The sequence below is a fragment of the Ruegeria sp. CDSA021 genome, assembly GCF_059612325.1.
In genome coordinates, this window is the sequence record NZ_JBXWQJ010000011.1 from 40188 (window position 1) to 52276 (window position 12089).

Consider the following 12089-nt stretch of genomic DNA (forward strand, 5'->3'; position numbering starts at 1 on the left):
GCTGGTCCGCCTGCCTATGTACTATTTTCGATCAGCGCTTTCAGATTGGTCAACCCACGTTGATAGTCACCGCCGACCCATTTATCCATCATGAGCCCCATCCATCGGGATATGGGGTTAAGCCCCAAATCGGACTCGAACCCCCAGGTCACCAAGGTCGAGTTTCCACCAGGCTCCAGAAGAAATGACGCCGTGGCAGTCCCCATCGGACCGAAATCCAATTCCGTTTGGACGCGCTGGTTTTCCACGCTCTCGACGATCACCTGCGAACCGGTGCCAACCTGCGGGTTATCGGAACTCCAGTTCAGAGCGTTTCCGACGCCTGCATCGGGTCCCGAGTAGGTCAGTTGGGTGTCGGGATCTCGGTGCAGCCAAGGGGACCATTGCTCGGTCTCTTGCATGGAGTTTACGTACGGAAAGATCGCTTCGGCTGGCGCATCGATGGTGATGCTGCGGGACACTTCGGCCTTGCCTGGCAACAGATATGACACCGCGACCAGCGCGATAGCAATCAGGCCCAATCCTGCAAGAATTCGTAGAACAACTTTCATCGCAATCTCCAAAACTCGAAACGTGTGCACGCATCATACAGGATTTCGGCTCTGAATCAGAACCGGAAACCGTGTTGTTTCATCGATGTCAGATGGCAAGAAATTTCTTCTGATGAGGGTCAAAACATTCCAGCCCGCCCGCGCCTATATCGGTCCACAACCCATGCAGGCTCAGTGCGCCTTCCTCAACCGCCGAGGCGATAAACGGGAAAGTCATCAGGTTTTCCAGTGATGCCACAACCGCCTGGCGCTCGAACTGGCGCGCCTGATCGACACGATCTTCGATATCCGCAACCAGATCGTATTTGGGTTTGAGGATGTCCATCCAGCGACCGACAAAGCTTTCTTTGGCTTCCAGTTGAGGCGCTTCGCCCTTGCACATGTCGATGCAACCCTGAACACCGCCGCATTGCGAATGGCCCAACACGATCAGATGCGCGACCTTCAGCGCCGTAACGGCATACTCAATTGCGGCACTGGTGCCATGATGATCGCCGTCGGGCGCGTAAGGCGGCACTAAGTTGGCAATATTGCGGTGAATAAAGAAATCACCCTGATCAGCCCCAAACATAGAGGTCACGTGCACCCGGCTATCGCAGCAGGAAATCACCATCGCGCGGGGGCGTTGCCCTTCTTCTGCCAACCGTTTGTACCAAACTTGGTTCTCGGAATATGTTGTGGCTTTCCACCCGTGATACCGCTTGACCAGATAGGTTGGCAAAGGCTTGGCATAGTCCATTGTAATGTCCCAGTTCTTCTCGGTTCAGGACGCTGTAAACCGAATTCAATAAAAATTCGAGCCATTATCCAACTTCCCTGCAAGGTTTTGCAAAGGATTTTGCCGCCAGTATCAGACCCACGCCGTGGGGGCGTCAATACTTAGGGTGAATGTGGTGGAAAAGATAATCACGCTAGAACACAAAGAATCCGTCCTGCTGGACCCGGATCAACTCAGCGGGCTGTACAGTCAACTGGGGGACAAGAACGCTCTGGACGTGCTGTGTCGCACAGTTGAAGAGCTGGCCGTGCGTCTTTCAAACTGTGAACGCTATTGGCGGCACCGCGAATGGTCTGACCAGCGCAAATGTGCCAAATCGCTGGTCGCAATTTTTGAACAGGTCGGGATGACAGCGCTTGCGCGAGTGGCAGGGGATGTGGCCCAATCCGTCGATGCCGGTGATGCAGTGGCGGCCGGTGCAACCTTGGGGCGGCTGATCCGAGTGGGTGAGCGTTCCCTGACCTCCGTATGGGATCAACAGGATCTTTCCGTCTGACAGGGGTTGCAGGCGGATCAGGCGTGGCTAGTCTGTGCTTGGAAACCACTTGTTGAGACGCCCATGACCCTGTCCTTCTCCCCGTCCTCTGACACCTCTCTGCCTCTGCATGTGATTGCTCAGCCGGATCTAGAGGGGTGGTTGCAAGAGCAACCGCAGCACGTGCAATCCTGGGTCTCTGCGAACGGGTTTTCGGCGGCGCTAGGTCAGTCTCTGCTGTTGCCAGGCAAAAATGGCGCCGCAGAAATGGCACTAGCCGGTTACGGGACTGAAGCAAAGCGCGCGCGCAAACGGTTTCCGCTGGCCGCTGCCGCTCTGTCTCTGCCGGAAGGAACCTATCATATCGCGTCCGGCCTGCCTTCGGACCTGTTAGAGGTTGAATGCCTCGGCTGGCTGCTGGCCGGCTATGCTTTTGATCGCTACGCCATACAATCCGGCGGCTCAGCGGCGCTGGTCGCTCCTGATGGGGTGGATGCAGCCCGTATTGAAGCCATGGCTCAGGCCGAGGCCCTGACCCGCGATCTGGTCAACACTCCGGCGTCGGATATGGGACCGGCGCAGATGCAACAGGCTGTCGAGTCTTTGGCCGACGAATTTGGGGCCACGTGTAGCACTGTCCTGGGTGACGCGCTGTTGGACCAGAACTTCCCGATGATCCACACGGTCGGGCGGGCCGCGGACCAGGCCCCGCGATTGATCGAGGTGAACTGGTGCAACAGCGGCCCCAAACTGACGCTCGTAGGCAAAGGCGTTTGTTTCGACACAGGCGGGCTGAACCTGAAACCGGGTGCCTCGATGGGTCTGATGAAAAAAGACATGGGCGGGGCCGCCAATGTGCTTGGATTAGCGCACATGATTATGGCGTTGGACTTGCCAGTACAGCTACGTGTCCTGATCCCTGCTGTTGAAAACGCGGTTGCAGGCAATGCTTTTCGGCCCGGGGATATCCTGACCTCGCGCAAGGGCTTGACGGTTGAGATCAACAACACAGACGCCGAAGGACGCCTTGTGCTGGCGGATGCTCTGGCACTGGCGGATGAGGGTGAGCCCGATCTGGTGATCTCGATGGCAACACTCACCGGGGCGGCACGCGTTGCTGTGGGTCCCGATTTGGCCCCGTTCTACACTGATGATGAATCCTGTGCGACGGCCCTGTCGCAATCCGCCAAGGCATCGGCCGATCCAGTCTGGCGTTTGCCGTTTCACGCGCCGTATGAGGCAATGATCGAGCCCGGCATCGCCGATCTGGACAATGCACCTTCGGGCGGGTTTGCGGGTTCGATCACCGCCGCCCTGTTTCTGCGCAGGTTTGTGGGATCGTGCCGCTATGTCCATTTCGATATCTATGCCTGGCAGCCGAGCACGGAACCCGGGCGCAGCAAAGGCGGTCTAGGCCAAGGGCCGCGCGCGATACTGAACGCTCTGCCCGAGATGTTAGGCCTGTGACTCACCTCCGCATATCTAAGCCTGTGGTCGATCTGTTGCGTGACCCTGACGGCCCCCGTAACAGGCAGGTCCTGTTCGGAGATACGGTTCAGGTCACTTGTGAAAAAGATGGTTGGAGCCGGGTTATCGCCGACAAAGACGGGTACACCGGCTGGGTGCGAACGGATCAGTTGACCAACTGTAGACCCGCCACGCATTGGATCAAAGCACCGGCGACTCATGCCTATGAAACCGCGTATTTCAAAAGCTACGATCTGGTGTCCCTCAGCTTTGGCAGCAAAATTCACGCGTTGTCAGAAACAGACCGGTATCTGGAAACCGAGTTGGGCTTTGTTCCGAAGGTACACGCCGCACCAATCTCTGAGACGCCGCAGGATCCGCTGGCAGTGGCCGAATTGTTCCTTGGGACGCCCTATTTGTGGGGTGGAAACAGCCGGTTTGGTATCGATTGCTCCGGGCTTGTCCAAGCCGCGCTTCTGGCCTGTGGCACGCCTTGTCCCGGTGACAGCGGTGATCAGGAACGCGCACTGGGTTCAACCCTGAACGAAGGATCAGCGGCGCATCGAGGTGATTTGGTGTTCTGGAAAGGTCATGTGGCCTGGGTGTCCGGGGACAACATGATTTTGCATGCCAACGCCAGCCATATGGCGGTTGTGTTTGAACCTATGGATCAGGCCATTGAGCGCATTCAAGCACAGGGCGACGGCCCAGTAACGGCACATAAAAGGTTCTAATCGGGCTTTACCGCCCGGATCAGCTTACGTTCCAATACCCGAAGAACCGCGCGCAAATCGTGGCCGCGTTTCAGAATACGGCCATCCATGCCGACAACGGAATACATCCCTTGCCGGAACCTCAGTCGCGGGTGCTTTTCGACGCGATAGATCGGGTGTTCAGCAGTGTGCCGGAAGATCGAGAACACTGCCATGTCGCGCAGGTTCGAGATACCGTAATCCCGCCATTCTCCGGCGGCGACCATCCGGCCATAAACGGACAGTATCTGGGACATCTCATGCCGGTCAAAGGCGACGGGCATCTGCGCTGCACTTGCCGAGAACCGGCTGGGAGGCTGCATATTCATACCTCCAGCCTTGCCGGAAATCGCTTTTGAATCAAGCCTGATGCGTCATGACCCGACAATTCAGGCAGAAGTGTTACCGCCGGCCAACCTGACGGCAAATCAGGATCACGGGCAACAAACCGACAGCCAGAATGACCAACGAGGGCACGGCAGCACCCTCCAACCGCTCGTCCGAGGCCAGCCTGTAGGCTTGCACTGCCAATGTGTCGAAATTGAACGGGCGCATGATCAGCGTGGCAGGCAATTCCTTCATCACGTCCACGAATACAATCAATAGCGCCGTCAACAGGGATGGCGTTAGAATCGGCAAATGTACGCGCCGCAGAGTCCCCAGCGGCGATTGACCCAGTGAACGCGCAGCGGCATCCATATTGGCGTGCACCGTGCTTTGCCCACCTTCATACGCGCTGAGCGCGGCTGCCAGGAACCGCACCATATAGGCTGCAACCAGCAACCAGATTGAACCGGTGACCAGCAACCCTGTGGACACATCGAAAGTCTTGCGCATCCAGGCATCAAGCGCGTTGTCGAAACCGGCGAAAGGGACGATCAGACCCACCGCAATCACGCCCCCGGGCACGGCATATCCCAACCGCGCCAGATATGCCGTCACAGAGGATGCCCGCCCGGGCCTGAGCCGCTGGAAGAACCCAACGCTGATCGCCGCAAAGACCGTGATGACCGCCGCTGTCCCGGCCAAAGTCAGCGAGTTCTGGATGAACCCGATATAGCGTCGCGACAGCAGGTTTTGTTCCGATTCCAACCCCATCTCGACCAGAATGATCACCGGCAGCAAGAACCCGAACAGAACAGGTATCGCACAGAGCAAAAAGGCCCCAAAGGCGTGCAAGCCTGTAAGATCGACCGCCGGTTGCGCCACATGTTGTTTTCCGGCTTGATAATATTTCGCCTTGCCGCGCTGCGTGCGCTCGGCCACGGCCATCACCAGCGCAAAAACCAGCAGGCAAAGCGCAAGCTGCGCCGCAGCCGCACGGTCTGCCATGGAAAACCAGCTGGTGTAGATGCCGGTCGCAAATGTCTGAACACCGAAATACGAAACAGTGCCGAAATCCGCTATGGTCTCCATCACCGCCAGCAGAACGCCGCCCGCAATCGCTGGCCGCGCCATCGGCAACGAGACGCGCCGGAATGCCAACCATGGATTGTTCCCCAGCGCCCGGGCCGCCAAAAACGCCGTTGCGCTTTGCTGCAAGAACGCAGCTCGCGCCAACAGATAGACATACGGGTACAGCACAAGGATCAGCATCACCGCTGCACCCTCGGTCGAGCGGATTTCAGGGAACCAGTAGTCGCGCGGCCCCCACCCCGTTACGTCCCGCAATGTGCTTTGAACGATCCCTGGATGGTCCAGAATGAAAGTGTAGGCATAGGCCAGAACATAGGCTGGAAAAGCCAGTGGCAGAACCAGTGCAATTTCCAGAAACCGAACTCCGGGGAAGCGGGTCATCGTCACCAGCCAGGCGGCTCCGGTGCCGATGCTAAACGTACCTGCTGCGACCAGCACAACAAGGATCAGTGTCGTCGCGGTATAGCTTGGCAGAACCGTTTCGATAAGGTGCGAAATCGTGTCCGTTCCGCCCGTCACCGCAGCCAGAACCACGGCAACCATCGGCAACAGGCAAGCCGCTGCCACAAGATACGCGATCCCCGCCAACAGCCGGGTTCCACGTACGCCACGATTGCGCGATCCGTTTTGTGAATATTCGATTTCGGCCATCATCCCGGCTTGTGATTGGCAAAGGCGAAGGGTTCGCCTTTAATCGACCAAAAAGCTCGGAAACACCAGTGCGACATTCAATAAATCTGCGGCATTTGATGCCGTAGACACGTTTTCCACGGCTATTCGTAAACCCGCTGGTCCTCGATGACCAAACCGTCCTTGGGAAGTGAGCCAGGGGCCACGACCTCGATCGCGCCTTTCAGCTTCAATACTTCGGCAACCGACTTGGCGTAGGCAGGGTTATCCCCATCCGCGCTTTCGATTTGCACGGTCATCGTGTCCATTTCGCCCTGACGCATCGCGATAACGCGGGCTTTGACAATCTCATCATGTTTGTCGACCAGTGCCGCCACCTGTTCCGGGCGCACGAACATGCCTTTGATCTTGGTGGTCTGGTCCGCGCGGCCCATCCAGCCCTTGATCCTTGTATTGGTGCGGCCGCAAGGCGAAACACCTGGCATGACCGCAGATAAATCGCCCGTTGCAAAGCGGATCAGCGGGTAATCGGGGTTCAGTGACGTCACAACAACCTCGCCGACCTCACCCAGAGCGACCTGGTTGCCAGTACCGGGGGTTACAATTTCGACGATCACATGTTCATCGATGATCATCCCATCCATCGCCGGGCTTTCGTAAGCGATGTTGCCCAGATCGGCTGTCGCATAGCATTGCAGGCACGAAATCCCGCGATCCGCATATTCCTGGCGCAGCGACGGGAACAGCGCCCCGCCGCCAACGGCGGCCTTTGAGAAGCTCAGCGCAACGCCCATCTCATCGGCTTTGTCCAGAATGACCTTCAGATAGTCGGGCGTTCCTGCGTAGGCCGTACACCCGACATCACGCGCCGCTGTCACCTGCAACTCGGTCTGGCCGGTTCCAGCGGGTAAAACGGCTGCACCAACCGCGCGGGCACCATTTTCAAAAATCATGCCCGCCGGGGTCAGGTGATAGCCAAAGCAGTTTTGCACAATGTCACCGGCGCCTACACCCGCCGCATTGAGGAACCGGCCCATGCGCCACCAGTCATGATCCGTGCTGCCCGGCTCGTAGATCGGTCCGGGGGATTGGAACACATGATGAAAATGCCGCGCGGGCTTCACCGTAAACCCGCCAAACGGCGGTCGTTCGGCCTGAGCTCGCGTCAGGTCCGATTTGCGAAATACGGGCAGCAGCGGCAGATCTTCTGCATTTAACACCTGATTAGTGTCTGTTTCAGATAGGTGCGCCGCGAATCCTGGTGCGGATGCTGCCCGCTTGATTTGCTCCACAAGCGCTGTGGCCTGATCGGAGGCGCGCTGGTCTGCCGAGCGCGTTTCGAGTGTGTCGAAATAGGTCATCGCCATATCCTCCATTCGCTCACAGCCACCGCTTGCGGCGGCGATAAGACCGCACGTCGCGGAAACTTTTGCGGCCTTCATCGGACATGCCGAGGTAGAATTCTTTCACATCCGGGTTTTCGCGCAGTTCGGCAGCCGGGCCATCCATAACCACGCGCCCGGATTCCAGAATGTACCCGTAATGAGCAAACCGCAGGGCAACGTTTGTATTCTGTTCAGCCAGCAGGAAGGACACGCCCTCTTTCTCATTCAGGTCTTTCACGATCCCGAAGATCTCTTCGACCAACTGCGGCGCAAGACCCATCGAGGGCTCGTCCAGCAGGATCGTCTCGGGCCGAGACATCAATGCCCGACCCATGGCAACCATCTGTTGTTCGCCGCCCGAGGTATAACCTGCCTGCGACCGGCGGCGTTCCTTGAGGCGGGGGAAATAGTTGTAGACCAGCTCCAGGTCCCGCTGGATCGCTGCGGACCCATCCTTGCGGGTATAGGCCCCTGTCAGCAGGTTTTCTTCCACGGTCAGGTGTTCGAAACAGTGGCGGCCTTCCATCACCTGAATGACACCTTTTTCGACCAGAACAGCAGGGTCGCTTTCATGCACGCTTTCACCGCGATACTTGATCGACCCTTTCGTGACCTCGCCGCGTTCCGAATGCAGCAGGTTCGACACAGCCTTGAGCGTGGTCGTCTTGCCCGCGCCATTGCCGCCCAACAAAGCCGTGATACCGCCCTTGGGCACAGTCAGGCTGACGCCCTTCAGCACGAGGATCACGTGGTTGTAGATCACCTCGATATTGTTGACCTCAAGCAGGGTTTCCGCCTGCACATCAGTGGTTTGTGCCGCATCCAGCATCAGCGCGTGTCCTCATGCCTGCCCTTCAAGGGCGGTTCGTGGGGAGCGGCAGGCATCCCGCCGCTCCGGTGTTTTGACGTTCCGACCAAAACCGAAACAAAGCTGCGGTTTACTCGCAGCGCGGTTCGATGTTGTTTTCGGCGGCATATGCTGCCGAATCTTCCGCGATCAACTGACCGATCACTTCTGCATCGGTTGGCATGAAGTCCTGAAGTTTGTTCCAGGTGCCGGTCGAAGCATCCCACTGAACAACACCCACCAGACCCGGGCCGCCGTGGTTTTCACAGCTCACGCTGAACTCAGGCCCAAAGCCTGCCATACCCAGCGATTCCATCTTGGCGTTGGTGATTTCCAGCGCTTCCATACCGTCGCGCATCATCGCCGGTGTGATCGCGGTCACGCCATGCATCTCTTGCGCGGTCTTGATCGCCTCCGAGGCCAACATCGCCGCATAGAGCCCACGGTTGTACTGAACCGAACCCAACTGATCACCGGCACCAGCAGCCTTACCCGAGTCAACGACATGCTTCTTCAGGTCGTCATAAACCGGATAGTCATTGCCCAGACCGGTAAAGGTCAGCGCCTTGTAGCCAGTGGCTTTTTCACCAGCAGGTTCAACGTCGAACTCGGCACCCGACCACCAGACACCGATGAAGTTTTCCATCGGGAAGCGGATGTTTGCGGCCTCTTGCACAGCGACCTGGTTCATCACGCCCCAACCCCACATGACCACGTAGTCAGGCTTTTCGCGACGGATCTGCAGCCATTGCGATTTCTGCTCCTGACCAGGGTGATCCACCGGCAGCAGCGTCAGATCATAACCGTGCTTTTCAGCCAGCATTTCCAGCGTGCGGATCGGTTCCTTGCCATAGGCCGAGTTGTGGTAGACCAGCGCGATTTTCTTGCCGCTCAGATCACCGCCGTTTTCGTTCAGCAGATAGTTGATCGCGCCCGAGGCCCCGTTCCAGTAGTTGGCCGGATAGTTGAACACGTTGCTGAATACTTTGCCGTTTGCAGCCGAGGTCCGACCGTAACCCATGGTGTGCAAAGGAATGCCATCAGCGGTCACTTTGGGGATCAGCTGATACGTAATCCCGGTCGACAGCGGCTGATACACCAGCGCACCTTCGCCCTTTGTGGATTCATAACATTCCACACCTTTCTCGGTGTTGTATCCGGTTTCGCATTCCACAACCCGGATCGGCTCGCCACCGATGCCGCCGTCCCGTTCGTTCAACAGCGTGAAATAGTCGTTGTACCCGTCCGAAAACGGGATACCGCCCGCCGCATAAGGCCCGGTGCGGTAGCTGAGATCCGGAATTACGAGCTCTGCCATCGCCGGCCCTGCGACCATCAGGGCGCTCAGCGCCAAGGTTGCCAGTTTCTTGTTCATCGGGTGTTTCCTCCCTTGATTGATCCGATGGTGTTTTCGGGTTTCGCACCCGTCTTTATGATTGGGCCACCCTTAGTGCGGGAATGGCCAGAGTCTGAGTTTCTCTTTCGCGACGCGCCAAAGCTGCGCCAGGCCATGTGGTTCGAGGATCAGGAACATGATGATCAATGCGCCCACGATCACCAGCTGCAGATGGGCCACGATATCCGTGGGCCAGCCGAGCACATCGACGCCGACGACCTTCAGGACCACCGGCAGCAGCACAAGGAACGCAGCCCCGGCAAACGAACCGAAAATAGACCCTAATCCGCCGATAATTACCATGAACAGCACCAGGAACGATTTCTGAATGCCGAACACCTCGCCCACTTCGACCGCGCCAAGATAGACCGCGAAGAACAACGCTCCGGCGATACCCACAAAGAAAGAGCTGACGGCAAAGGCGGTCAGTTTCGCCTTCAGCGGATTCACCCCGATGATCTCGGCCGCGATGTCCATATCGCGGATCGCCATCCACTTGCGGCCCATGGTGCCGCGCGTCAGGTTGCGCGCCAGAATGGCGCAGAGTGTCAGGAAGATCAGGCAAAACAGATAGGTGGCCCAGGCCGGCGCGTTTGGGCCGGTAATGATGATGCCGAACACATCCCGCTCGGGCGCGTTGATCTGGCCCGATGCCGAATAGTTGTAGAACCACGGCACCCGGTTGAAGAGCCACACAAGAAAGAACTGAGCCGCCAGCGTCGCCACCGCCAGATAGAACCCTTTGATCCTAAGACTTGGCAGACCGAACAGAACACCCACAAAAGCCGTGATGCCTCCGGCAAGGATAACATGGATGAACATACTGACGTCGGGAAAGGCGGTCATCAGCTTGTAGCAGGCATAGGCCCCCACAGCCATGAAGCCACCCGTACCGAGGCTGACTTGCCCGCAATAGCCCACCAGAACGTTCAGCCCGATCGCTGCGATCGCATAAATCAGGAAAGGCAGCAGCAGGGCGTTTGCCCAATAGTCGTTGATGATGAAGGGAATGATACCAAACGCCACGGCCAGCACGACATAATACCGATACCGGTCAAACTTGATCGGGAAAGTCTGGCTGTCAGCGGTGTAGGAGGTTTTGAAATCTCCGGCCTCACGATAGAACATGTCTTACTTTCCCCATTCTTCCTGCGCCCGGTTGCGGGCTGCGGCATCCAGTTGGTTGGAGCCTTTGGCATAGCCGCTCGCCTCTGAGGCGCGCGCCAGTTTCAGGTAGGCCAGAACCCCCATGATCAGCCCGGCAAAGGCCAGGATTGCCGCGATGGTCAACTGGCCGTCGGTCAAATCGCCAGATGTGAGGGCGATGTACCCAAAAGCCCAGAACCCAGCCCATGCGATCACGTTGATGATGGCGATCAGCTTGGTCATGCACTACACCCTCTCGATGATCTTTTCGCCGAACAGACCCTGCGGTCGGAACACCAGGAAGATCAGCGCAAGAACGTAAGCAAACCAGTTCTCGGTCGCGCCGCCGACCATTGGGCCAATGGCAAACTCAAACAGCTTCTCACCTACGCCGATGATCAGGCCGCCGACGATGGCTCCTGGGATCGAGGTGAACCCACCCAGCATCAGCACCGGCAACGCTTTGAGCGCAATCAGCGACAAGGAAAACTGCACGCCGGACTTGGTGCCCCACATAATACCCGCGACCAGGGCGACAAAGCCTGCAACCGACCAGACCATGATCCAGATGAAGTTCAGCGAAATTCCCACCGACAACGCCGCCTGATGGTCATCCGCCACAGCGCGCATCGCCCGTCCCTGTTTGGTATATTGGCTGAATGCCACCAAGGCCGCGACCAGCAGCGCCGCAATCACCGTCGCGACGATATCCAGATTGTCGATGAAGAAGCCGTAGTCGAAGATGTTGAAGGTGGTCTCGTCAATCCACAGGTTGATCCCCTGCGGCAATCCCACATCAAGCGTCTTGATTTCAGATCCCCACATCAGGTCCGCAACCCCTTCGAGGAAGTACGCCAAACCAATGGTCGCCATGAATAGGATGATCGGTTCCTGGCCGACCAGATGGCGCATCACAAACCGTTGCACCGCCCAGGCCAGCAGCACCATCACACCCATCGTCAGGATGACCGCCAGCAGTGCGGGCACGTTCCAGCCAAAATAGTGGAAATGCGTGCCAAATGTGGAATTGATCAGATGGGCAAACGGAACTTGCCCGTTCATGATCCCGACCAGTGTCATCGCTGCAAACAGGGCCATAACCCCTTGCGCATAATTGAAAATCCCTGACGCCTTGTAGATCAGCACAAAGCCCAGCGCGACCAGAGCATACAGCACCCCGGCCATCAGACCGTTGAGGATGACCTCCATCGCAAATACGAGTTGTTCAGGCATCTGTGCCTCCCCA

The 12089-nt window shown here is 57.8% G+C and carries 13 protein-coding genes; 3 read left to right on the forward strand and 10 right to left on the reverse strand.

All coding sequences use genetic code 11. The annotated features are described in order from the left end of the window. Window positions 1–14: 14 nt before the first annotated feature. The gene (locus AC2FLD_RS15065) at window positions 15–551 is read right to left on the reverse strand and encodes an SRPBCC family protein (protein WP_496670157.1); all 537 of its coding nucleotides are present in this window, start codon (window positions 549–551) and stop codon (window positions 15–17) included. A gap of 88 nt (window positions 552–639) precedes the next feature. Further along, on the reverse strand, window positions 640–1290 hold the full coding sequence (locus tag AC2FLD_RS15070; protein WP_496670158.1) for a carbonic anhydrase: 651 nt from the start codon (window positions 1288–1290) through the stop codon (window positions 640–642). Between the two features lie 145 nt (window positions 1291–1435). On the opposite strand from AC2FLD_RS15070, the gene AC2FLD_RS15075 reads away from it, so the two are divergent. From AC2FLD_RS15075 to AC2FLD_RS15085, 3 genes are all read left to right on the forward strand, one after another. Beyond that, entirely contained in the window at window positions 1436–1825 is a 390-nt protein-coding gene (locus tag AC2FLD_RS15075) for a hypothetical protein (protein ID WP_496670274.1), read from the forward strand. A gap of 63 nt (window positions 1826–1888) precedes the next feature. After that, window positions 1889–3271 carry a leucyl aminopeptidase family protein gene (locus AC2FLD_RS15080; protein ID WP_496670159.1) on the forward strand — a complete coding sequence of 461 codons (1383 nt, stop codon included), beginning with the start codon at window positions 1889–1891 and terminating at the stop codon, window positions 3269–3271. Further along, the gene (locus tag AC2FLD_RS15085; RefSeq protein ID WP_496670160.1) at window positions 3268–4005 is read left to right on the forward strand and encodes a C40 family peptidase; all 738 of its coding nucleotides are present in this window, start codon (window positions 3268–3270) and stop codon (window positions 4003–4005) included. The genes AC2FLD_RS15080 and AC2FLD_RS15085 overlap by 4 nt, the downstream gene beginning before the upstream one ends. Here AC2FLD_RS15085 and AC2FLD_RS15090 read toward each other — a convergent pair. The 8 genes from AC2FLD_RS15090 to AC2FLD_RS15125 all read right to left on the reverse strand — a co-directional run bounded on the left by AC2FLD_RS15090 (window position 4002) and on the right by AC2FLD_RS15125 (window position 12076). Then, the gene (locus AC2FLD_RS15090; protein ID WP_050604574.1) at window positions 4002–4352 is read right to left on the reverse strand and encodes a DUF2794 domain-containing protein; all 351 of its coding nucleotides are present in this window, start codon (window positions 4350–4352) and stop codon (window positions 4002–4004) included. The genes AC2FLD_RS15085 and AC2FLD_RS15090 overlap by 4 nt on opposite strands. A gap of 73 nt (window positions 4353–4425) precedes the next feature. After that, complete coding sequence (locus tag AC2FLD_RS15095; protein WP_496670161.1) at window positions 4426–6090, reverse strand: ABC transporter permease; 1665 nt, start codon at window positions 6088–6090, stop codon at window positions 4426–4428. 122 nt (window positions 6091–6212) lie between these two features. After that, window positions 6213–7430 (reverse strand): phenylacetate--CoA ligase family protein, encoded by a 1218-nt coding sequence (locus tag AC2FLD_RS15100; RefSeq protein WP_496670162.1) that lies wholly within the window; start codon window positions 7428–7430, stop codon window positions 6213–6215. Window positions 7431–7449: 19 nt separating this feature from the next. After that, the gene (locus tag AC2FLD_RS15105) at window positions 7450–8283 is read right to left on the reverse strand and encodes an ABC transporter ATP-binding protein (RefSeq protein ID WP_050604576.1); all 834 of its coding nucleotides are present in this window, start codon (window positions 8281–8283) and stop codon (window positions 7450–7452) included. 109 nt (window positions 8284–8392) lie between these two features. Beyond that, window positions 8393–9676 carry an ABC transporter substrate-binding protein gene (locus tag AC2FLD_RS15110; protein WP_496670163.1) on the reverse strand — a complete coding sequence of 428 codons (1284 nt, stop codon included), beginning with the start codon at window positions 9674–9676 and terminating at the stop codon, window positions 8393–8395. Between the two features lie 72 nt (window positions 9677–9748). Then, a complete protein-coding gene (locus AC2FLD_RS15115) occupies window positions 9749–10825 on the reverse strand; it encodes a branched-chain amino acid ABC transporter permease (protein WP_050604578.1) in 1077 nt (358 codons plus the stop codon). Between the two features lie 3 nt (window positions 10826–10828). Further along, on the reverse strand, window positions 10829–11086 hold the full coding sequence (locus AC2FLD_RS15120) for a hypothetical protein (RefSeq protein ID WP_050604579.1): 258 nt from the start codon (window positions 11084–11086) through the stop codon (window positions 10829–10831). Window positions 11087–11089: 3 nt separating this feature from the next. After that, window positions 11090–12076 carry a branched-chain amino acid ABC transporter permease gene (locus AC2FLD_RS15125; protein WP_050604580.1) on the reverse strand — a complete coding sequence of 329 codons (987 nt, stop codon included), beginning with the start codon at window positions 12074–12076 and terminating at the stop codon, window positions 11090–11092. Window positions 12077–12089: the final 13 nt, after the last annotated feature.

What these genes read in the sequence shown, in the direction of transcription:
- AC2FLD_RS15065 (WP_496670157.1), bottom strand. Translation starts at nt 551, where the DNA reads ATGAAAGTTGTTCTACGAATTCTTGCAGGATTGGGCCTGATTGCTATC.
- AC2FLD_RS15070 (WP_496670158.1), bottom strand. Translation starts at nt 1,290, where the DNA reads ATGGACTATGCCAAGCCTTTGCCAACCTATCTGGTCAAGCGGTATCAC.
- AC2FLD_RS15080 (WP_496670159.1), top strand. Translation starts at nt 1,889, where the DNA reads ATGACCCTGTCCTTCTCCCCGTCCTCTGACACCTCTCTGCCTCTGCAT.
- AC2FLD_RS15090 (WP_050604574.1), bottom strand. Translation starts at nt 4,352, where the DNA reads ATGAATATGCAGCCTCCCAGCCGGTTCTCGGCAAGTGCAGCGCAGATG.
- AC2FLD_RS15095 (WP_496670161.1), bottom strand. Translation starts at nt 6,090, where the DNA reads ATGGCCGAAATCGAATATTCACAAAACGGATCGCGCAATCGTGGCGTA.
- AC2FLD_RS15100 (WP_496670162.1), bottom strand. Translation starts at nt 7,430, where the DNA reads ATGACCTATTTCGACACACTCGAAACGCGCTCGGCAGACCAGCGCGCC.
- AC2FLD_RS15105 (WP_050604576.1), bottom strand. Translation starts at nt 8,283, where the DNA reads ATGCTGGATGCGGCACAAACCACTGATGTGCAGGCGGAAACCCTGCTT.
- AC2FLD_RS15110 (WP_496670163.1), bottom strand. Translation starts at nt 9,676, where the DNA reads ATGAACAAGAAACTGGCAACCTTGGCGCTGAGCGCCCTGATGGTCGCA.
- AC2FLD_RS15115 (WP_050604578.1), bottom strand. Translation starts at nt 10,825, where the DNA reads ATGTTCTATCGTGAGGCCGGAGATTTCAAAACCTCCTACACCGCTGAC.
- AC2FLD_RS15120 (WP_050604579.1), bottom strand. Translation starts at nt 11,086, where the DNA reads ATGACCAAGCTGATCGCCATCATCAACGTGATCGCATGGGCTGGGTTC.
- AC2FLD_RS15125 (WP_050604580.1), bottom strand. Translation starts at nt 12,076, where the DNA reads ATGCCTGAACAACTCGTATTTGCGATGGAGGTCATCCTCAACGGTCTG.